The organism is Solidesulfovibrio sp. C21 (assembly GCF_047785625.1).
Lineage (GTDB): Bacteria > Desulfobacterota > Desulfovibrionia > Desulfovibrionales > Desulfovibrionaceae > Solidesulfovibrio.
Genome location: NZ_JBLODY010000007.1, coordinates 78,298 through 100,073, shown reverse-complemented (window position 1 = coordinate 100,073; position 21,776 = coordinate 78,298). Strand labels below are relative to the sequence as shown.

Genomic DNA, 21,776 nt, shown 5'->3' with positions numbered 1-21,776 from the left:
GCAGTGGCGGATAGGTCGACACGGCTACAGGTCGCCGGAGCAGGTCAGGGAAAACCAGAAGGCCAAGCCCGCTAAGGTGGCATAACTTTGCCGCTCGAACTGTCCAAGAAAACCTAGACCGCTACACAGCCTGTTTGAGAGAATTCTGGATACGGTTAAGATGAGACATGTGTGAGTTACGAGCAGCCCTTTTCCCGGCTTATTCCTGGGCACCTTGGGTATTGTCGCTGTGCGATCGCGATGGTTTATCACCTGAGTTCGGTTGTTTTGACCGATATTACTGGCACTATCGAACCGAACGCGAATTTCCTGCCGCCACATATCAATACCATGTTCTATCTTTGGCCGGGTTCTACTTGGACCGGCATTCACCGTGGCACGGTCGATCAGAACTGAGGACCCTCGTCCTAGCGGGGTGCCGTTTTTGGGCTCGGATGCAGCGTCGCGATGGCACTTTTGACGAGTGGCTGCCTTACGAGCAGTCCCATGTCGCCACGGCGTTCAGCATGGCCATGATCACGGAAGCCCTCTTGCGGTTTCAAGAGGCGGGGGAACCGCTCAAAATCGGCCAGGAGGTATGGAACGCACTAAGCAAGGCCGGCCAATGGCTTTCGCGCCATCACGACCGGGTGGTACTCAATCACACGGCCGGGGCCGTAGCCGCCTTGGGCAACCTATACGCCCTGACGGGGGCACCGGCTTGGCGCGAAGGGGCCCAGGCGGCTTTAGATGTCCTAGCCCGGTCGCAAAACAAGGAAGGATGGTTCCCGGAGTACGGTGGAGCCGATCCGGGTTACACCTCGGTCAGCATCAATTTTCTGGCCCAGTATTGGCGGCGGAGCCAGGACCTGCGCGCTTGGCAACTGCTTAAACGCGCTGTGGCGTTTCTTGAGCCCTTCGTGCATCCTGACGGCACAGTAGGCGGCACCTACGGTTCGCGCAACACCCGATACCTTCTGCCCCATGGTCTGTTCATCCTGCGGCATCTGCCCCAGGCCCGCCAAGCGCTGGCACGATGGGCAGATGCCCAACAGGCCGGACGAGGCATCACCCTGCAGGGCCTTGACGATCGCTACCGAGGATTTTTCCTTGCCAACCAGTTGCTCGTGCTGCTTGATCTCGATGCTGGCGCGACGCTTGATACTGACGCCGCATCGCCAACAGCGAAGCCGGAGGAGATGTTTTATTCCGAAGCCGGGTTGGTCAAAGCCGAACGCGGCACGTATCTGCTGTACTGCAGCCTCAGGAAGCTCGGTGTGTTCGATTGCTTCGCTGAGCGGGAACTTATCTATGCAGATAGCGGTTATGATCTGCGCTTTGCCGATGGCAGACGGGCCACCACGCAATGGCCTGATCCTCAAGCGGTCGTTTCATGGGATGCGTCACAGGGACAGGCGGACGTCGCGGGCAGGCTGGCTCTGTTGCAGTCCCCCGAACTGTTCCACCGTACCCTCTTGCCGCACCGGCTTTTGAGTCACGCGCTTGGCGCCATAGGGAGCGGCGGCGAAGCCATCAACCGCCGCATAAAGGCGCTTTTCGTCAAGCCCCGGCGAACCGCGCCAGCAGTATTTCGTCGATGCCTGCGGATCACGGACCAGGGCCTTGACATCCGGGACGACCTCGCCTGGGATGCGGTCGTCTCGGATGTCGTCATCAACCGGGGATGGGGTAGAATGCATGTCCCCAGTTCGAATTTTTACGCTGACCGCCGCGATGGGCAAGAATATCTGGATGTTTCCGGAAAACACTCCCTGAGCATAGTCACCACGTTGGACAGCCGCGGGCTGCGCAGGAGCATTGTATGAATGTCGCATTGATCGTTCCCTATACTGAAAAAACAGGTAACGTCGCCCGGGATCTCGTTTACGGCTGCTGGTGCAAGGGAGGCCGTATCGGTGGTGCCTCCTTCCCGCCGCTGCCGCTCCTGCATTGCGCCGGCGTGCTGAGACAGGCAGGACACCGCACGGTCCTGGTCGACGCCCAAGCCGAAGGCCTTTCCTTGGCAGAGGTCAAGCAGCGCATCCGCGACTGCGAACTGGCCGTCATTCTCACCTCGACGACGACGCTCAATGATGACAGCGCCTATTTCCGCGAGCTTAAAGCCGCCAACCCGAAGCTTGTCACGCTCGCTTACGGTGGCCACGTCACGGCAGAGCCGGAGTCGACCCTGACCGATTCCCGCCGCAGGGGGTGTTTCGACATCCTGGCACGCCGGGAAGCCGAATGGATCATCCGCGATGTGGCCACGGCCCTGGAAAAGGGCGACGGTTCATGGACGAAGGTCAACGGCATCGCCTATCTGGAGCAGGACGGACGCTGCATTGTGCGGCCCGACTATCCGCTGAGCGAGAATCTTGATGACTTGCCCATAGCCGACCGGACCCAACTCAAGCCGGAGCGCTATTTCAATCCGATTATCTCGCGGACCCCTTTCACTACCATGCAGACTAGCCGTGGCTGCCCCGGACGATGCATTTTTTGCGCCAGCCCCTATTTTTACGGACGGGTCGAACGGACCATGAGTGCGGACAGGGTCCTGGAAGAAATTGAGTATTGCACGAGTCTCGGCTACAAGGAGATTTTTTTTCGGGACGAAAATTTTACCACCATCCCTGAACGGGTGGCGGCTATCTGTGAAGGAATCTTGGCGCGCCACCTGGATGTAACCTGGATTTGCTCCACTCGCGTGACCCATGTTCAGCGGGAGATGATGCGCCTCATGCGCCGAGCCGGTTGCACCATGCTGCGAATGGGCGTGGAATCCGGCAACGACGAGGTGCTCAAGCGCATAGGCAAAGGTTCCTCCGTGGAGGTTATTCGCCAAGCCTTCGCTTGGGCGCAAGAAGTCGGCCTTCGTACCCACGCGCATATGATGATTGGCCTGCCGGGCGATACCACCGAGACCCTTGACAGAACCATCGCCTTTATCAATGAGATCGCTCCGACCCTGGTTACCTATGGTATTCTCACCGCATATCCCGGAACGCCGCTTTTCGATTCCCTTCGAAGAAAAATTCCCGAGATCAAGGACGGAACGGATATCGATCTGACGCAACTGCACACGCAGCCCCTGTTCAACCAAGCCTTTTGCTCTCTTTCCAACGAACGGCTGCAATGGTATGTGCGGCATGCCTATCGTTCGTTTTATCTACGGCCGCGCTATCTGCTGGATCGTCTGCTCGAGATTCGCAATCCCAGCCAGTTTAATCGGTATGCCCGGGCCGGCCTCAAGGTCTTGCGCTTCGCCCGAGGTGGCGATTAAGGCCTGCTCGTTGCAGGGTCTCTCACATTCAGAAGCACTTTTTTTAAAGTCAATCACTCATGATATTATGACGTCATTTCCTAATAATACAGAAATTCACGAGGCAGGGGGGTGTCCACGCGATGAACGTCGATGGAACGCCAGTGCCTGGATGGATACCTAAGTTATGTGCGGCATTTGCGGCTTCGCCGGGATGCGCGATGACGAGCTACTTTGCCGGATGAACGACCACATGCGACACCGTGGGCCAGACGGAGAAGGGGTCTTTGTCACGGATGAGGTCAGCCTCGGGCACAGGCGGCTAGCTATCATTGATTTGGCGACCGGCGGTCAGCCCATCTACAATGAAGACCGTTCTGTCGTCGTTGTCTTCAATGGTGAAATTTACAATTACCCGACGTTGCGTCGAAATTTGGAGGCCAGAGGCCATCGTTTTGCCACAGCCACGGATACCGAAGTGATCGTCCATACCTATGAGCAGTACGGCTTGGACTGCGTGAAATCTTTTAACGGCGAATTTGCGTTTGCCCTTTGGGATAAAAAGACACGGACTCTTGTCTTAGCCAGAGACCGACTTGGAATTCGCCCTCTTTTCTACTGCCGGTGGGGAAGCCGCCTAGCCTTTGCCTCGGAACTCCGATCCCTTCTGTGTTGGAAGCAAGCGCGCGGCCCGCTTTCGACCAAGGCACTCGGAGCTTATCTGACGCTCCGATATGTACCACGGGCCGGCACTATGTTCGACGGCGTGGAACAGTTGCCACCAGGATCATATTTCGTTTTCCAAGAGGGGAAAAGCCGCACGGTACGTTACTGGCATGCCAGGGCTGCCAAGCTGGCCCCGCGAAGCACCAAAGATTGGGTGGAGGGTTTCCGTGATCTTTTTATCGACAGCGTGCGGCTTCGTATGCGAAGTGATGTTCCCATTGGCGCCTACCTTTCCAGCGGGATTGATTCCGCCTCCATCGTGACGGTCATGCGGCAGTTGACGTCACTACCGATCCAGACATTCACCATTGGCGGCTTTGGTGCCGGGGTGGACGAAAGCGCCGAAGCCCATGCCTTGGCCCAGTATCTGGGTGCCGAACACCATGCTTTGACCATTGAGTCGGGACAGTTTGAACTGCTTCCCCAGGTGATGGCGAGCATGAACCGACCTATCGGCGACGCAATCATCCTGCCAACATGGCTCTTGGCTAAGGCCACAGCCTCTCGTGTAAAAGTGGTCTTGTCCGGTGAGGGTGCTGATGAGATCCTGGCAGGATATGTGCATCATTTGGCGCTTTCCACCGGACAGACCATACAACGGGTGACGCCGGATGCGCTGTTACGCTTGGGCCGATGGATGCTGGGAAAGTGCTCGGACAAGTTTTTGAATTGTTTTTTCCCCTACCCCGCCGCATTGGGGAAGAAAGGAAAACAAAAATTAATTAATTTTTTAGATATGTTAGTCAGACACGATGTCGGACAGCAGTATTTACAATTGGCCTGTGTATTTCGCGAGCAGGACAAGCGCCTTCTGTTGGCCCAAGGAAGTTATGAAGCATCGATTGCCGACACATTCGTACTTGATTTGCTCCACAACGCCTTGGTCGAGGGAGAAAGTTTTTTTGATTCCCTTATTGCATGTGATCTGGAAAATTGGTTGGCTGACTATACCCTGGCCAAACAGGATGCCCTGTCAATGGACCATTCATTGGAAGCACGTGTGCCTTTTCTGGATCACCGACTTGTGGAGTATGCTCTTGCACTTCCGACACATATGAGATGGCGAGGGCTCCAATCAAAAGTTATTTTACGCCGGGCAATGCGTCAATCATTGCCGCGAAAAACTGCATCAGTGAAAAAAAAAGCCTTTTACATCCCATTTGAGAAATGTTTCAATAAAAAATTTGATTGTTTTGTACAGGATGTCCTATTAAGTAGAAGGTGCCTTAATCGTGGGATTTTTAATCAATCTTATATTGAGCGTTACACTTCACGAGTTCGTTCATGTGAGTTAATCGAGAATAAACAAATAATGTCACTATTACTTCTCGAACTTTGGTTGCGTGAATATAGTGATTTTTAGAGTTAATAGTGTTGTTTGCTGATATATACAACATTCCGGGAGAAAATGTAGGAAGCCATGCAAGACTTAAAAAAATATATAAAATGCCCTGGCTGTGGGGGAAAGCTTTTATCGACACCAGAGCAACATTCTTGCCAATCCTGCGGACGCATTTTTCTTATTGAAAATGGGATACATATGCTCTTATTTCCCCCTGAAAAAAAAACAATCCCTTTCTACGATGATCCGGATTACAAAAAATATCTTTCCCAGATAACCCGCCTTCACGCAGCTCATTACAAAAAAGGTTCCCTGACAGCAAGAATTGAGAGCAGCATGAAGAACGCTCTCCGGAATATTGCAAAACCAGCTATCCCTCCTTATATAGATTTAGGTTGTGGTATAGGCTCAGGATTCAGTTCCATTGGGAAAGATAAAGACATCATCGGCATTGATAATAACTTAAAATTACTTAAGCATTGTCGATCGTTGCATCCAGATGCAACTTTGATATATTGCGATATGTTAATGCCACCGTTAGTTCAAGGAGTATTTCAAAATATATTTTGCTTAAATACGCTGGAACATATATTTTATCTTGAATCTTTTATAGAATCTACAGCTAATATCCTTGACAAAAATGGGCATATGTATGTGGCCATCCCTACAGAGGGAGGCTTGGCCTGGAGCCTGGGGCGATTCTTGTTAACTACTCGACGCAACTCAAAACTATTGGGGATAGACTACTTAAAGGCTATAAAAAAGGACCATTGCAACACTGTATTTTCTGTCAATTCTGCGCTTCAAAAGCATTTTTCAATTGACATTTTATATCAATATCCATTCAGATTTTGTGGTGCCAATGTGAACATATCTTTTATCTATAGATTGAGTAAGTTATTATCGAATTCACATGACGATAATTAGCGCGGATCAGCGTCGTTCAGGTTAGTATCTTGTCATATCCCAATCTTTCAAGCAGGTTGCTCTTTTATGGCTATTACACAAGCCTTCTTATATTTGTTTTAGCACGGCGGTAACATGAAACTAATAATCCAAATCCCTTGTTATAATGAAGAAGAAACATTGCAATCTGTATTACAGGACCTCCCAACATTTATTGATGGCATCGATCACATCGAAACACAAATTATCGATGACGGGTCAACAGACAACACAATTGCCATCGCCAATAAATGCAATGTAGATTATATCATAAAGCACACCCACAATACTGGACTAGCGGCGGCCTTCCGTAGCGGTATTGAAAATGCATTGAAAAATGGTGCGGATATTTTGGTTAATACCGATGGCGACAACCAATACAATGGCCGAGACATCGTATTGCTTGTCAAAGAGATGTTGGCAAAGGGTGCCGACATTGTTATAGGCTGTCGTCCAATAAAAGACCATTTTGAATTTTCGAATAGTAAAAAGATGCTTCAGATTTTCGGAAGTTTTGTTGTTCGACTCATATCCAGAACAGATGTTCCTGATGCAGTAAGTGGTTTTAGGGCTTACAGTAAAGAGGCTATGCTACGGCTTAACATCTTATCCGATTTTTCCTACTGTATCGAAACAATAGTCCAAGGTGGGTTGATGAATATGAAGATCGGATATGTTCCGGTAAGAGTGAACCCCAAAACCCGTGAGTCTCGTTTGTACAAAAGTGTTTTTCAGTACTTGACCAAGCAGTTTAAAACAATCATTTTTCTTTTAACTATTTATAGGTCAGCACTCATTTTCAATGGAATTGCGACACTCCTTCTCGCAGCAGCAATATTTTTGACCATCCGTTTTGCTGTCCTAGTATATTTTTTTAATTCTCCGTTTACAAGCACATGGCCGTCTCTCACCCTTGCTGGCGTCCTGCTGATGATTTCCTGTATAGTCTATTTGGTGGGCTTGCTAACATCACTACTTGCGACTCAACGGAAACTCTCAGAGGAGATGCTCTATCATTTGCGATGCATGAATTTGCTTCAAGAAAATTTTAAAATAAAAAAACGCACACCAAACAATTCGACTATTGACTTTTAGTCCAATGGCCCCCCCCCCGGCTTTGCCGGGGGACCTCAAAAGTTTGACTTATGCGGGAGTAGAAGAAAGCCTCTCCATCTGTGAGCAGCTCAAAGTGAGCGATGGAGAGGCTTTCGATGAAGTGCTATTTGGTAAAACTCGTGGGTGCTTGGGCGAAAAGTTTCACGTTTTGGCTCGGCAGCGCGAGAGCAACATTTTGGAAGGGCATTTGTGCAAAGATCATGTTCACATGTATATTGCGATTCCTCCCAAGTATGCAGTTGCCCAGGTCGTAGGATTTATAAAGGGAAAAAGCACGATCCATATTGCCCGAGAAGTGCAGGGTAGGACGCGCAATTTCGCAGGTCAAAACTTTTGGGCACGCGGATATTTTGTTTCGACCGTTGGTCGTGACGAAAAGGTGATCCGAGAATATATTCGCCGGCAGGAGCAAGAAGACCAGCGGCTTGAGCAGCTCAAACTGGTCACGGAATAGCCGCCTTTAGGCGGCCCCAATATTAAGCCGCTTTGAGCGGCTCACAAGTGCAAGCCCCCGGCTTTGCCGGGGGTATCTGACTAAAGAATAGCCACGTTCCAACAACATGCAAACATGATTGATCGCCATGCACATTTATCGCTGTAATTGTTGTAATAATTCTTCATTCAAGCAAATTGGGCAGCTTTACGGCAGAAGTCTTGTCGTTTGTTGCTCCTGTGGCCTCAGAAGTTTTTACCCGGTACCAACGTATGCAGAATTGGCGGCATTAAACTCCGATGGAGGCATTCCATTTAAAAGTTATTTTAAATTAAATAAAAATAACAATTCCACCCATTATAAAAGAATTTTACAATATTTCGAACTTCTAAAAAATCGCTATCGCCCTGGCAATCGCGTCCTTGAAGTTGGCCCTGGCTCTGGAGATTTCATAGAGCTTTGTTTAGAAAAAAAAATAGAGATTGAAGCATTAGAGATATCGAAAACATTGGCGGAGTCCTTGCGGAATCGATATTCTGTTATTGTAAACGAGCGCCCCTTAGAACAGGCTTCCTTACCTCCCGACAGTTTTTTTGCCATCGTTGCGTTTGATATTATAGAACATGTAAATAACCCTAGGGCTTGGCTTCAAGCCGCTTGGTCTGCCTTGAGGCCTGGTGGGACACTTGTTTTTAGTACGGTAAGCACAAAGAATTTATTGAATATCATTGGACTTTTTTTGAACAGGTTTGGTTTCCCGGGCGCACTGAAAAGATTGCATCCAGCGTATCACATCTACTACTTTACCCCAAATGTTCTGGAAAAATACCTTAGAGAAACAAACTTTATTATCGAAACAATACGTCAAGACAATTATGACGTTAACAAGGCAACACAAAATAATTTTATGCGTTTTGCGATGAAATGTATATATAAAATACATGCCACTTTAGGCGAAGGAACAAATATCTACATTACATGCCAAAAACCACCAACAATGGCAGTGCCTGGCGATCCTTTCGACTCTTCTGTGGGGAAGTGAATGACCATGTTTTTCGCGATGGGACGTATGATGGACACGGACCTATATCCTTGAATTTTGGGCATGAGTGCCTACCGGACGATAGATTAACCGCGCCGTCAATTTGTCCAACCTATCCGTATTACCTTAAGGGTTACCGCATGCTGGTGAATAATTTGTTTCAAAAAAAATTTTATCAAGGTTTTATTTTTGAGTGGCTTGCCAGCTCTTTAAATTGCCTGATCGGCTTAACCGCTTTATTCATGCTGGCGCTTTCTTTTTACCTTATCCCTCGAGGTTTTTTTAATGGTGATTCTGGAATTATGTATTTTGTTTTTGAAAAACCTGATCAAAATCCCTTTTTGACGGCGACTCCTTTTATATTTAGATCTCTAGACTTTTTAAAAATAGAGCCTGTTTTCCTGCGCTATTTTAGATTTATAATCAGTTTAATCCTGTCTGGAATAATATTTTTTCTTTTTGCTCTCTGGTCAACAAAAAAATTCAACATTTATTTTGATAAATATCAAGCGGTTACTGTTTTTTTTCTAACACTCCTTGGCGGGACAATGTTTCCTATGCAATTTTTGGCTTGGCCATTTTACCATCATGACTTGATTCTTTGGTGCGTTTACCTTGTCATAATATTTTATTTTATTTCAGATATTTATCCTAAAAATCTAATATTAGTTACGACTAGTTTTTCAACTGGTTTTGTTGTTGCTGTCGATTTTTTTTGTAAACCATCTTCTGGGCTACTTTTTTTTGTGATAATTTCTTTTTTTTATATATTTAAATTTCCGAAAATTATGACCAAGTTTTTTTATCTGATATTTTTTATGTCAGGGATTCTATTTTTTACTGTGTACTATTTTGGAATGATACAACCATACAGCTCTTGGATAAAAATGGTCAGATTTGGGCTTGAAAGAATTCAAGCAATGCAGGAAAGCCTAGGCAGGCCAGATTATTTTTCAACAAGCCTAATAGCTTATATTTTAAGAACTATAAACGACTTCTATTCCATTTTGACAAATCCATTTGTTGAGCTTAAAAAATATACGTCAAATCTTTTTTATATATTTTTACTTTGCATCACCACGACATGTTTTACATTCATCGTTTATAAGACATTAAAACAAAGACATTTATGCACACAATTTTATACGGATATTATTCTTCGAACGAGCTACTATTCATCAGCATGCCTTGTAGGCTTGATATATATTTACTGCCTTGATGTCTATATAATCAATGGCATCCTCTCATCCCGGCAAGTAGGTTTAAATCTTGACACGAGCTTCCTCGTACTTTGGGCTGCTATTTTATATGGTTATACAAAGCTAAGGCAAAATATTTATGGGCTGGAGACTGTACCAAGCACTTTTATACGGCACTTTTTGCTGTTGGCGATTTCAGCTTACTTTGCCGCGCAAGCAGGATCAAACCAGACACTTCAACATTATGGCTTCGAATACCTTTTTTTGCTTATTCTTTTTTTTTACAGTCTTTACCTGCGTTATTTCGGGACAAGCCAACGACACAAAAATTTATTTTTTACAATCTTTTTTTTGCCAATAACTGTGTTTTTATTATTTAATTTTAATTCTCAGTTTGTGTTCTACTATAAATCATTTGAAAATATAAAAAATTTTAAATACAAACTACCATACTCCTCTCGGACGAAAAAGATACTTCTCGACGAAGATACTTACAACCTAATTTCAAAAATTCATGAAATACTTAAATCCAAAACAACATTTAAATTTGGCGACAGCTTCTTTGCATTCAACAATCTTTCGCGAGAAATCTATCTTCTAGGCGGCTATACTTGGCTCATGGATCACAGTTATAATGGCAAGTTCATACGCTCTTCATTTTACATAAATTATATCAAACAGCTTAATGCACCATGGATAAACGCTTCATTTCTATTATTGAATACAGAAGAAGTTGAAGGCCTTAAGGATTTTTTCCAAAAGATAAACTTGAATTTTACAAACGACTACCTTTTTATTGGAGAAGTTGACGCTCATCCAAGTTACCCTTTCAAAATAAGTATATTCGTGCCAAAGACAAAGATGAAACAACTATATTGAAAAAATTTAGGCCATTCCGACTTTTTCATGGGCAGGTGACCGGCTATGGTCAGCGCCGGAGGGTGACCATGAAGGACACGGACCTGTATTCTCGGATTCTGGGGCTGAGCGACCCGTGGTTTGTTGCCGACGTCGAGTTGGACACGGCTGGAGGCCGGGTGGACGTCCATGTTGTAAGCGTTCAATAAGGCCCATCTTGTGAGGGCCGCTGGCTGCAGGATAAGCTCAGGCAGAGACGATCAGACTTTGGGGTTCGAGATGCTGGGGCAGGAGCGCCTTGCGTTGGGCATCGGTGGTTGCGGCCGGCAAGTGCTCGAAGAGGTGGCGCAGATAGCGGTATGGCTCCAGGTCGTTGGCCTTGGCCGTCTCGATGAGGGAGTAAATGGTGGCCGAGGCGTCGGCTCCGCGCGGATGGCCGGAGAAGAGCCAGTTTTTGCGGCCCACGGCAAAGGGACGGATGGCGTTCTCGGCCAGGTTGTTGTCCGGGCGCAACCGGCCGTCCTCCAGATAGACGACCAACCGGTCCCACTGCTTGATTGCATAGTTGATGGGGTCACCGCACCAAACGGAAATTTGTGTACGCTAAGCCCTGAGAACTATACTGGGACGGCTCAGACCGGCCAGGCGGCGAAGAGGCCCGCACCTGGAAGTTACCTGCCGCGGGCCTCCTCCACATAGGAGTAGAGGGTGGGTTTCGAGATGCCCATGAGCCGGCAGATTTCGATGATCGTATGCTTCTTGCCTTGGTAAAGCTCCACGGCCAGCCGACGCTTTTCCGGATCAAGCAGCTTTGGCCTTCCCCCTTGTCTTCCTCGGGCTCGTGCTGCAGTGAGACCCGCCATCGTCCGCTCCCTAATGAGATTCCTCTCGAACTCCGCGAGCGCCCCGAAAATGTGGAAGAACAGCCTGCCCCCGCTCGTGGTGGTGTCAATCGACTCCTGAAGGCTGCGCAGGCCGATCTTCCGCTCCTCCATTGTCTCCACGTGTCTGATAAGGTCCTTGAGAGACCGGCCCAGGCGGTCGAGCCGCCAGACGACAACCCACCCGCCGGGAGCACATGCTGCGCCTGATGAAGGTCTACGGCTACCAATCCTTTACTACGGCTCACTATCAGAACCTCCTTGAATGGCTACATCCCATGGCGATGCAGAGTAAGCGCAAATTCCGCCCCTTCTACCGAGCTCCCATTCTGCCCCAAGCAAGGAGGGGCGGAATTTGCGCTTACAAAACATCGTGGCCTTCGGCCTGCCGGGGCGGGGAAAAACACATTTGCTGTGCGCTATTGGGCATGAGCTTGTCCGGCGCGATCACTCGGTGCTGTTCATCCCGGCCTACCGCCTGGTGCAGAAGCTGCTCATCGCCAAACGTGTCGGGGGCGGCGCTATTTGACCCCCCTGGCGAATGTCGGGGCGAACGGAATTGACCCCTGCCAGGGCGAAGTTATTTGACCCCTCTCTTGATCGCCGGTGAAGCCCAAACCGCCATGTGGATGATTATCCCCGAAGGAAATTTTCTTTCGGGGAGGGGACATGGCCCGGAGGGTGATCACCATGACCGAACAGGTCGAAGCCATTTACCATTGGCATGCCGGACAAGGGCTTAGGACCATCGTGAAGTCGCTTGGCCTCTCGCGCAACACGGTTCGCAAGTACGTCCGCTTGGCAAAACAGGCCGGACTGCGCCGAGGGGAACCACTCCCCAGCCGTGAGCGCCTGGTCGACATTCTGTACATTCCGGGGCCGCAGCCTGCGTCCTCGGGTCCCGCCACATCGCAGCTGTCCCCTTTTCATGCCCAGCTCGAAGCCTGGTTCAAGGAAAAGGACATGACCGCCAAGCAGGCGTGGCGTCTGCTTCGAGATGACCACGGCCTCCAGGTCGGCTACACCACCGTGAAATCGTATGTCCGCGCGCACATTCGAAAAATCGGCAAGACCCTGACGGTCCGAATGGAGACGCCGCCAGGGCAGCAGGCACAGGTCGACTTCGGCTATGTCGGCTTGATGGTTGATCCCCAGACCGGCCGCAGACGCAAGGCCTGGGCGTTCATCATGGTCCTGTCCCATTCCAGGCACCGGTTTGTCCGCTTCGTGTTTGGCCAGGACTCGCCCACCTGGATCGACTGTCATCGTCGGGCGTTTGAGTTCTTCGGCGGCGTCCCGGAGACCGTGGTGCTGGACAATCTCAAGGCCGGGGTCATCAAGGCGGACATTTATGACCCCACCATCAACCGGGCCTATGCCGAGTGCGGTGAGCATTACGGCTTTCTGATCGATCCGGCCAAGGCCCGGATGGCCCGGCACAAGGGCAAGGTGGAACGGCAGGTGCCGGTGGTGCGGCAGCAAGTTCTGGCCGGGCGCAAGTTCGCCGACGTCCACGAGGCAAATCAGCGGGCGCTTCTCTGGTGCCGGGAAGAAGTCGGCATGACCGTCCATGGTACGACCCAGCGCAAGCCGTACGAGGTTTTCCAAAGCGTGGAGCGGTCCGCCTTGAAGGCGTTGCCAGCCGAGCCGTTCGAGATCCCGACCTGGAAGGAGTGCACGGTCCATCCCGACCACTACATCTTCTTTGGCAAGGCCTTCTACTCCATGCCGAGCCGGTATCTTCACCGTAAGGTCTGGGTGCGGGGCAGCGCCAGGACCGTGAAGGTCTTTTTCGAGGAGAAGCTGGTCAAGACGCATCTTCCGGCGCCGTACCCGGGATTTCGGCGCACGGACCCGTCGGACCTGCCTCCGGCCAAGGTCGCCTACTGCATGCCGGAGCCCAGCCGGTTACGGCACCAGGCCAAAACCATGGGAGAACATGTCTCGGAGCTGGTGGACACGCTGCTTCATCAGAATACGCTGCGTAACCTGCGAAAAATCCAAGGCATCCTGCGGCTCGGGGAACGGTATGGCGACCGTCGCCTGGACGGGGCCTGCGCCCGGGCCATGGCCTTCGGTAACACCCGATACCAAAGCATCAAGCGCATCCTCGACCAGGGCCTGGAAAACCAACTTCCTCTTCCGACCGCCAGCACTGTCGAGCTATCCCAGGAAGGACAAGGCTTCCTTCGGCCGGGATCGTATTACGCGATGGAGCTTCACGCCGGAGGCCGGTCATGACCATCGACCACCATCTCCGGGAAAAACTCAAGGCCCTCAAGCTCTCCGGCATCCTGCACACCCTGGACGTCCGGGTGGCCCAGACGCAAAACGGCGAGATCGGCACCCTGGAGTTCCTCCACCTCATCCTCCAGGACGAAATCGAGCGCCGGGCAGCGGCGGCAGCCGCCCAACGCATCCAGAAAGCCGCCTTCCAGGAGGAGAAGACCTTGGAAGGCTTCGACTTCGGTGCGTTGCCCAAGCTCAGGCCCGCCCAGATCCGGGACCTGGCCACCTGCACCTTCATCGACCGGCGGGAGTCCGTGATCCTCTACGGTCCGACCGGGGTCGGGAAAACCCATGTCGCCCAAGGCCTGGGGCATATGGCCTGTCGCCAGGGATATCGCGTCCTGTTCACCAAGGTGGGCAAGATGCTCCGGTCGCTTCTGGCCGCAGAGCCGACCAGACCTGGGAAAAGGCCATTAGGCGCTACATCGCTCCGGACGTCCTTATCCTCGATGACTTCGGCCTATCGGGCTTCAGCCAGCACCAGGGTGAGGACCTGTACGAGATCGTATCGGAAAGGGTCATGAAAGCCTCGACCATCATCACCAGCAACCGCCCGGTGCAGGACTGGCTGGGACTCTTCCCCGATCCAGTCATGGCCCAGGCCGTGGTGGACCGCTTGCGTCAGAATGCACACTTGGTCGTCATGGAAGGCGATTCCTACCGGGGACGCTACCGTCCAGGTGGTGTGGCTGAGGCGAAGAACACCAAGCAGGAACAAGAATAAACAGGTGCCGTCGGGGAGGGGGAGAATAGTGACCGCGGCCAGGCCGTCAAGGCTGCCGCGGCTCGCTGCGAAGACTCCGCTCGGCCTTGACCGCCCGTCCTTGCTCTCACTGGAGTGACCCCAGGCGACGGCGAGAGGAGTGGCCTTCCTGCTCCGGCTCGAGGTGCAAAACGAGAAAGAGAACGCGGCTTCAGCGGCGATGAAAAACGTCCAAAGGGGTCAAATAAACGCGCCCCGGTAGGGGGTCAAATCACTGCGGCGTTGACAATCACATGGCTGAGGCCGAGGTGGATGCACAAAAATGGTTGTCGTCAGTGCCCAAGAGTAATTGACGCCGAGCAGCTACGTCCAGACCTGGAAGCGACGACAACAGACGTTGGCAACGCCGACCGTTGCGCTCCCTATCCTTTTTGCAACCGCTGCCAATCCAAAAGTATGGCCAGTCCTTTCTCCAGGGACAGGTTAGGTGAAAATCCTGCCGCGGCAAACTTGGAAAAATCCGCTACGGAATGACGGATATCCCCCTGGCGTGACGACAAGAATTCCGGTTCCCGGTCGTTTCCCGTAAGCTTTGCCACAAGTCTGGCCAATTCGAGGATGGATGTGGAATGCCCCGTCCCTACGTTGAAGATGCCGGCCAGGGGAGTCTCCGTGGGACCTGTCAGGCCGGCGGCAAGCAGATAGCCTTCCACCACGTCGGAAACGGCCACGAAATCCCGCGTCTGCCCGCCATCCCCGAAAATCGTCAGCGGACGTCCGCACAAGCCCCTTTCCATGAACAGGGAGATGACGCCGCTGTACGGGCTCGACGCACTCTGACGGGGGCCGTAGACATTGAAACAGCGCAGGGAAACGCCGAATCCGGACGCCGCGATCCGGGCGGACGCCAAAAATTTGGCCCGGCCATACGGGCTTTGCTGCACCGTGTCCGGTCCGGCTGCGCCTTCGACGATAGGCACGGTGGCGGTCTCGCCGTATTCCGCTGCGGAACCGGCAAAGACGAACGCGCGCAACCCGGCCTCCCTGGCGGCTTCGTGCAGGGACACGCTAGCGTCCAGATTCACGGCCATGGTGTGCCGGGGGTGGTCCACGGAATACGGAACGCTGACCACGGCGGCCAGGTGAAACACATGGGAAAGCCGTGGACAAACGGTCCGGGCCTTGGCCACAAGGCCGGGTGCGCAGACGTCGCGCTCAAAAAAGGTGAAATCCGGATGTTCGGCAAAGGCGGCCATATTACGGCGATGGCCCGTGGCGAGGTTGTCCACGCCGATGACGGAGCAGCCCCTGGCCAACAGCCGCTCGGCCAGATGGCTGCCGATAAAGCCGGCGCATCCCGTCACCAGGCAGGCAATACGGCTGTCTTCCATGGACGCTAGTCCTTGCGGCGAAACTGCAGGACGCCAAAGCCCTCGGCATGGCTGGCATCCCGCGCAAGCGTATGGGTATGGCGCAACAGCGCCTCGATGGCTCTCCGGTCCTCGAGCCCGTGGGTCTCCACCAGGATGTGGCGCACATGCCCCAACATGGGTTCCAAACTGCGCAAAATGGGCAGTTCGCTTCCCTCGGTGTCGATCTTCAAGATTTCGAGCGTCGTGATATCCATCTTTTGAAACAGGGAATAGGCGTCTTTGACGGGGACCTTCTTGTGCTCTGTAAACGCTGCGCCATCGTTGGTCAGGCTGTTTTGACCGGAATTGTCCTTGTGAATGTGCAACGTTGCCTCACCGTCGTAGTCGGCCAGGGCAAGATGGAAGGCTCGCACGTCCTGGAGCCGGGCGATATTGTGCTCAAGCATGTCAAAGGAGCTTAAGCAGGGTTCAAAGCAGCATATGCGCGCCGTGGGGTACAGTATTTTAAAATAGATCGCTGTCAGCCCTATGTTGGCGCCGATATCGACGACGCTGTGCACGGGACCAGGATCGGCAATGGCGTACTCCTGTTCCTTGAAAATGGCATCAAGGCGAAAAATTTCATTTTTTGGGATTTGAATGGAAAGTGTGCCATTGCCCAGTTTGAGCTCGATGGTTTCCGGCATAGGGTCCTCGCCTCACAGCAGCCCGGCCAGCTGTAGAATATTCTGGACGACGGCATTGTTTTTACGCCGCAACGCGTCCGGATAGCGGAAATCGTGGCGCACGTCCTGGTGGCGGATGAGATCGGCAAAGGCCTCCGTCACCCGCGTGATGTTGAAGCATTCCCGTGCGTGTCGCCGTCCCAGGTTCCCCAGGGCCTTGCGCAGCAGCGGCTTTTGCATAAGCGCCCCGGCCACCCGCGGAAAATGCTCCAGAGGCACGACCACGCCGCCGGCCTGATCCCGCACCGAACCGCACTGGGGCGTGGCCAGCCACGGCGTGCCGTGGTTCATGGCCTGCAAAATAACCATGGGGCATCCCTCGCCTTTGGAGGCAAGCAACAGGAGATCGGCATCGCGTATCGCTGCGGCCGTCACGTCGCGCGGCGTGAATCCGGCGACGGTGATGCGCGGATCGCCTGCCGCCGCTTGCTGGACCGTCTTGAAATAGTCCTCCATGTGGGGATTGCCGATGATGTGGAGCTTCCACTCCCCGCCCAGGTACCGCATGAAACGGATGAGCCCGATATGGTTTTTCACGGGCCAGTAGTTGGCGACCATGAGGAAAAACGGCACGCCCGGGGCGAGACCGATGGTGTCCCGGAAGGACTCCGGCACCGGGGTATCGTGCACGGCGTGGGGAATGAACCAGCTCGGCAGGCCGACGGTCTGGAGCAGCTGGGCGTCGCAGGAAGATTCGGTGATGGTGACCAGGGTGTCCGCCTTGGCCACATGGCGCATCACCATCGGCAGGAGCCCGTCGTCGAGAAACTTGTCCAGGTCCTCGCGATTGATGATCGGCAAATAGATGAGTTGCGGGCGCGGCTGCGGCAGCGAAAGAAGGTAAAAAGGCAGGGGCGGCGGCGCGGGATGCGCCAGCAGGATCACCGCGTCATAGCCGCCTCGAAGCGCCAGGGCCCCGATGTCCGCAAGGCCGCCTGGCTTGGCGCTGTCGGGATCCATGTAGTTCGGAAATTCGAAAATCCGTACCCCTCTGTGGACAAAGACCTTCCGAGCCGGGTCGGCCTTGGCCGCCACGTCCACGGCAAAGCCCCGCTCCACCAGACCAGCGCCGAGATCGCCAAGAAAAACCTCGATGCCGCCCAGGGAAGGCCAGAAGAATTCGCCAACCAGCAGCACCCGGCCGTTTCCGCCAGGGGCGCGCGGCGTGTTGATGGCCGCAAGCACCGCCTGGCGGGCTCGGTCCTCCTGGCCGGCCTGCGCGGCTTTTTGCGAAAGGGCCTGCATCAATGCAGCAGCCAGCCGGTTGATCTCCGGGCCGGCCTTGGCCCGAAGCGCCTTGCGCACCCAGACCAGGGCCCGGCCCGTGCAGCCCAGACGCGCAAACCGGTCGGCAAATTTCAGGCAGGCCAGCCCCTCACACACCGCCTCCGGCAGCCGCGCCCAGTCCATATCCGGACAGAGCGCCCGCAGCGGATGGGCGGCCAACATGGCTTCCACGATACGACAGTCGAATTCCAGGTTCTCGCCCGTGGTGGCGCGGCCATTGTCGTGATGGCGCCATTTGCACACAGGTCTCCCCGCGTGCTTGACTTCGGCCCGACCAGGAACCCGACTGAACCATTCATAATCCTGGGCGCGCAAATAATCCGCCGCAAAAGGACCCAGCGTTTCGAAACACCGCCGCCGCACCAGGGTGCCAGGATTGGGCAACTCGTTCCAAAAGGCCATGGCCGCAAGCAACCCCTCGGGATTGCGGTACCAGTCCTTGTATTTTTCCACGCGCAGGGGGGTGAGTCGGGCATCAACGGATTCCAGATCGCCATACACGATGTCCACGTCCGGATAGCGGCGCAGGATATCCACGGCGTCGCGCACCACCCCGTCAAGCAGCACATCGTCGGAATCGAGCCACAGGAGATATTCGCCCCGGGCCTCCATAATACAACGATTGCGCGCCGCCGGCCGACCGGCATTGTCCTGGCGTACGTAGCGCAGGCGACTGTTGTCCATGCCGCCGATCAGGGTAGGGGTCCCGTCCGTGGAACCGTCGTCCACCACCACCACCTCGAGCCGGGGATAGTCCTGCCCCAGGGCCGAGGCGATGGCCTCGCCGATCAACGCTGCCCGGTTGTAGGTCGGAATGCAGACGGAAATAAGCGGATCGTGGGGAAGGGACGACGCCGGGCCGGTGTCCGGGACGCGTACTTCCGCCGGCACCTCCTGATGACAGGAAGCGGGCGTGAAATCGGGCAAACCGTTTGGAAACAGGCGCTCCCCCCGGTCGAAACGGACCGCAAGCGCCGCCGCCGTCCAATTCTCCTTGGCGGCGTGACGATTGTCGAAGCGCTGCTGCACGACATTGAGCGGCAGGCAAAAAGCCACGGATGTCGCGTAGAAGGCCAGCGCTGGCCGGGTGCGCACAAAGGCGTGCTTGCAGCCGTCAAACATGGCCTCCAGGGTATTGGGATGGTCGAAGGCGTTTCCTGTGAGCAGGGGGAGAATGTCGGCGGTGCGAAAAAGCGAGCTCGAAACCTCGAGGGGGTAGGCGAAATACTGGGCGCTCCCGGTCCAGTCCACGCAAAGCTGCCCGTCCCCGGTCAGGGAAGTGAACGCGGGCGTAGCTTGGCGCGTGCCCGTGGGGTAGTGGCTGACGATGTTGCGGCCCAGGCGGTAGGAAAAGCCGATCAGTTCCGAATGCGCCTCCAGGGCGCGCACGCCGTCGGCCACGGCGAAAGGGCGCACGAAAATGGCGTCGTCCACCACGAACAGGATGTATTTTCCCGTACGGGCAAAGCGGATCACGTCCTCGCGGAAACGGAGCTCCGGATGGAAACGGACCAGGGGAAACGCTTCGGCCAGGGCCGCATAGTGCCTGGCATGGGTTTCGCTTGAAATCGCATAGAGGACATGGACGGTTGTCCGGACGGCGTCCGTGGCGCAGGCGAAAAACGTCCGCAGCGTGCATTCGAGCTGCAGCGCCCTGTCCTTGCTGAAAACCAGTACGGCGATGTCCGAAGTGGTGGTTGCTGTCATGACCCTTGCGTAATGCCCGCAGCGCGCGCTGTTTGAGCGGTCCAGTTATTAAGCTTCAAGACCTCGCACGGGCTCTCGTCAACCATGTGCCAGGAATGCACCAGCCGTACGGCCCGCAACACGGCCGCATCATCCAGTTCCCTGACCTTTATCGCCACCACGGTGGTGTTGTGCAGCCAGGGCGGCCTGTTCCAGGCCGTATCGCGCACAGCGGCCTCGAAGCCGAACGCCCCCAGCACCCGCACGAACTTTTCCCCGTACCAGCCGTCGCAATGCACGGCCCAAGGCGCTTCGTGGGAACCGAAAATGTGGCGCATGACGGCCTGTTTTTGCTCAAACGTCAGCTCGTCGCCCAGGACCTGGCCAAAGGATCCCAGGACATCCGGGGTCTCGATGACCAGCCGTCCCCGGGCACAAAGCCAGCGGCAAAAGCGCGCCAGAAGGGCCAGGGCCGCCGGCCGGTCAAAATGCTCGAACACATGGTGGGAGCGGATTTCCTCGAGGGTGCCGGCCGGATAGTCCAGGCTTGTGAGATCCGCGAAAATGTCGGCCACGGCGCGCTGCTGGGCGGTGTGGTGGTCCGGGGGGAAATCGATGTTGACGTAGCCGGGGAGATACTGTTCGCCGCAGCCGAGGTGCAGTTTGACGGGCGCACCGTCCGGCAGCACGGCCCTTGCCGCGGCAAAATGGCTTTCCCGCTTGGCCCGGGCCAGGGCCGCCCACGCCGTGACGGCCTCGGGGGCGTCATCCCGGTCGATGCGGCGACGGCTTACATCCAGCGGCCCGAAGACCGGCTGCCACAAAGATCCATAGAGAGCGATATCCTTATCGGCGGCGGTAAAATTGGCGGCCTTGAGCTTGTCCTGGACATCGTTATGGGAAACACGCGCCGTAAAGGCGGGTAGAATGGCCTTGCCGCGATGCAGCAGCTTCAGGCACAGGTCCCCGTCGGCGCAGTAGAACTGGTAGGCATGGGAAAATCCGCCGACCTCGATGGCCTGCTCCGTGCGCAGCAACCCGTAATTGACAAGAATTTGCCGACCGAGGGTGAGATCCACGCCGAAGTCCTTCCACGCGTTATCAGCGGTCAGGTTCCTGTAGGCCATGGCCACGCCACAACAGTCCCAACCGGCGGCGTCACCCACGGCAACGGCTGTTTCGATGCTGCCAGGATCAAAGACGATATCGTCCGAGGCGTACATCATGTAGCGGCCAGTCGCCCGGGAAAGCAGGAAATTCATCATTCGCGGCCAACTTGGCCGGTCGATGAAATACCTCGCCTGGTCAAACAGGCGCACCCCGGGCAGCTCCCGCAGGGCCAGAGCGCCGGCATCCGGATCGGCATAAAGCAACAACACCTCACAAGCCACGCCCTTTGCCGCGTCAGGAATGCTGCGCAGGAAATCCAACAGCAGCTGCAACCTGTCCTTTGTCGGTACAAGCAGGGAGACGACCGCGCCGGAAGTCCCCGCCAAAGCGGCATCGAGCCGGCTTGCATCCGAGGCGTAGTGCTTCCTGATCAGGGGAAAAGCGGCAAAATCCCGACTGGCTTCGAGCAGTCCCGCCGCCGCGGGAAATCGCCCCAGAGCCTTCAGCGTCCTGGACAGCCCGGCCAGGGCCACCGGTTCAAACGGATTGCGGTTTACCGCCGTGATAAACAAGGCCAGGGCGTCATCGAAATCTCTTCGTTCAAGCATTTCGCCCGCAGTGCGACACAGTTCCGCCATGGAGCGCTTTGGTGAAGGCGTCGTATCCAATGATATCCTCCGCGGCATGTAGCCCATGACAGTTGCAACGGGCGTCACGCCGTTGACAGAAAGAGGCGGCATAAAACCAGCGTGCAACATGCCGTTTATGCGACGCGTACGCGCTTTTGACAAAAGCAGCCAACCGTCTGGCGGGCCGGCAC

At 54.2% G+C, this 21,776-nt stretch carries 17 protein-coding genes and 2 pseudogenes; 13 read left to right on the top strand and 6 right to left on the bottom strand.

Translation table 11 applies throughout. The features are described 5' to 3' along the window. Window positions 1-171 precede the first annotated feature (171 nt). The 9 genes and pseudogenes from ACMZ6R_RS04280 to ACMZ6R_RS04240 all read left to right on the top strand — a co-directional run bounded on the left by ACMZ6R_RS04280 (window position 172) and on the right by ACMZ6R_RS04240 (window position 10,923). On the top strand, window positions 172-396 hold the full coding sequence (locus tag ACMZ6R_RS04280) for a hypothetical protein (protein ID WP_416109643.1): 225 nt from the start codon (window positions 172-174) through the stop codon (window positions 394-396). A gap of 110 nt (window positions 397-506) precedes the next feature. Beyond that, the gene (locus ACMZ6R_RS04275) at window positions 507-1,805 is read left to right on the top strand and encodes a hypothetical protein (RefSeq protein ID WP_416109642.1); all 1,299 of its coding nucleotides are present in this window, start codon (window positions 507-509) and stop codon (window positions 1,803-1,805) included. Continuing rightward, window positions 1,802-3,262 carry a B12-binding domain-containing radical SAM protein gene (locus tag ACMZ6R_RS04270; protein WP_416109641.1) on the top strand — a complete coding sequence of 487 codons (1,461 nt, stop codon included), beginning with the start codon at window positions 1,802-1,804 and terminating at the stop codon, window positions 3,260-3,262. Before ACMZ6R_RS04275 ends, ACMZ6R_RS04270 begins: the two co-directional genes overlap by 4 nt. A gap of 166 nt (window positions 3,263-3,428) precedes the next feature. Continuing rightward, a complete protein-coding gene (gene asnB / locus ACMZ6R_RS04265) occupies window positions 3,429-5,330 on the top strand; it encodes an asparagine synthase (glutamine-hydrolyzing) (protein WP_416109640.1) in 1,902 nt (633 codons plus the stop codon). 57 nt (window positions 5,331-5,387) lie between these two features. After that, entirely contained in the window at window positions 5,388-6,236 is an 849-nt protein-coding gene (locus tag ACMZ6R_RS04260) for a methyltransferase domain-containing protein (RefSeq protein ID WP_416109639.1), read from the top strand. A 114-nt stretch (window positions 6,237-6,350) separates the two neighbouring features. Continuing rightward, on the top strand, window positions 6,351-7,349 hold the full coding sequence (locus ACMZ6R_RS04255) for a glycosyltransferase family 2 protein (RefSeq protein ID WP_416109638.1): 999 nt from the start codon (window positions 6,351-6,353) through the stop codon (window positions 7,347-7,349). A gap of 124 nt (window positions 7,350-7,473) precedes the next feature. After that, window positions 7,474-7,824 (top strand): annotated as a pseudogene (tnpA, locus tag ACMZ6R_RS04250) (IS200/IS605 family transposase); the annotation flags it as partial. A 127-nt stretch (window positions 7,825-7,951) separates the two neighbouring features. Continuing rightward, entirely contained in the window at window positions 7,952-8,845 is an 894-nt protein-coding gene (locus ACMZ6R_RS04245; RefSeq protein ID WP_416109637.1) for a class I SAM-dependent methyltransferase, read from the top strand. Continuing rightward, entirely contained in the window at window positions 8,782-10,923 is a 2,142-nt protein-coding gene (locus ACMZ6R_RS04240) for a hypothetical protein (protein WP_416109636.1), read from the top strand. The genes ACMZ6R_RS04245 and ACMZ6R_RS04240 overlap by 64 nt, the downstream gene beginning before the upstream one ends. 225 nt (window positions 10,924-11,148) lie before the next feature. Here ACMZ6R_RS04240 and ACMZ6R_RS04235 read toward each other — a convergent pair. Beyond that, a pseudogene (locus ACMZ6R_RS04235) lies at window positions 11,149-11,481 on the bottom strand (IS66 family transposase); the annotation flags it as partial. A gap of 92 nt (window positions 11,482-11,573) precedes the next feature. Next, window positions 11,574-11,939, bottom strand: coding sequence for a recombinase family protein (locus ACMZ6R_RS04230; RefSeq protein WP_416109646.1), 366 nt, complete (start codon window positions 11,937-11,939; stop codon window positions 11,574-11,576). A gap of 199 nt (window positions 11,940-12,138) precedes the next feature. Between ACMZ6R_RS04230 and ACMZ6R_RS04225 the strand changes: the two genes are divergently transcribed. The 4 genes from ACMZ6R_RS04225 (at window position 12,139) to ACMZ6R_RS04210 (ending at window position 14,796) form a co-directional block, all read left to right on the top strand. Further along, window positions 12,139-12,312, top strand: coding sequence for an ATP-binding protein (locus ACMZ6R_RS04225; protein ID WP_416109635.1), 174 nt, complete (start codon window positions 12,139-12,141; stop codon window positions 12,310-12,312). A gap of 140 nt (window positions 12,313-12,452) precedes the next feature. Further along, a complete protein-coding gene (istA, locus tag ACMZ6R_RS04220) occupies window positions 12,453-14,024 on the top strand; it encodes an IS21 family transposase (RefSeq protein WP_416109634.1) in 1,572 nt (523 codons plus the stop codon). Then, a complete protein-coding gene (locus tag ACMZ6R_RS04215) occupies window positions 14,021-14,596 on the top strand; it encodes an ATP-binding protein (RefSeq protein ID WP_416109633.1) in 576 nt (191 codons plus the stop codon). Before istA ends, ACMZ6R_RS04215 begins: the two co-directional genes overlap by 4 nt. Next, window positions 14,485-14,796 (top strand): ATP-binding protein, encoded by a 312-nt coding sequence (locus ACMZ6R_RS04210; protein ID WP_416109645.1) that lies wholly within the window; start codon window positions 14,485-14,487, stop codon window positions 14,794-14,796. The genes ACMZ6R_RS04215 and ACMZ6R_RS04210 overlap by 112 nt, the downstream gene beginning before the upstream one ends. A 401-nt stretch (window positions 14,797-15,197) precedes the next feature. Here the strand turns inward: ACMZ6R_RS04210 and ACMZ6R_RS04205 are convergent, their stop codons facing one another. Genes ACMZ6R_RS04205 through ACMZ6R_RS04190 form a run of 4 tightly spaced genes read right to left on the bottom strand, consistent with a single transcriptional unit; the run spans window position 15,198 to window position 21,564 of the window. After that, window positions 15,198-16,166 carry an NAD-dependent epimerase/dehydratase family protein gene (locus ACMZ6R_RS04205; protein WP_416109632.1) on the bottom strand — a complete coding sequence of 323 codons (969 nt, stop codon included), beginning with the start codon at window positions 16,164-16,166 and terminating at the stop codon, window positions 15,198-15,200. A gap of 5 nt (window positions 16,167-16,171) precedes the next feature. Then, complete coding sequence (locus ACMZ6R_RS04200; RefSeq protein ID WP_416109631.1) at window positions 16,172-16,834, bottom strand: FkbM family methyltransferase; 663 nt, start codon at window positions 16,832-16,834, stop codon at window positions 16,172-16,174. A gap of 12 nt (window positions 16,835-16,846) precedes the next feature. Next, window positions 16,847-19,867: a glycosyltransferase gene (locus ACMZ6R_RS04195; RefSeq protein WP_416109630.1), complete on the bottom strand. Its 3,021-nt coding sequence runs from the start codon at window positions 19,865-19,867 to the stop codon at window positions 16,847-16,849. Next, a complete protein-coding gene (locus ACMZ6R_RS04190) occupies window positions 19,864-21,564 on the bottom strand; it encodes a hypothetical protein (protein WP_416109629.1) in 1,701 nt (566 codons plus the stop codon). Before ACMZ6R_RS04190 ends, ACMZ6R_RS04195 begins: the two co-directional genes overlap by 4 nt. Window positions 21,565-21,776 lie beyond the last annotated feature (212 nt).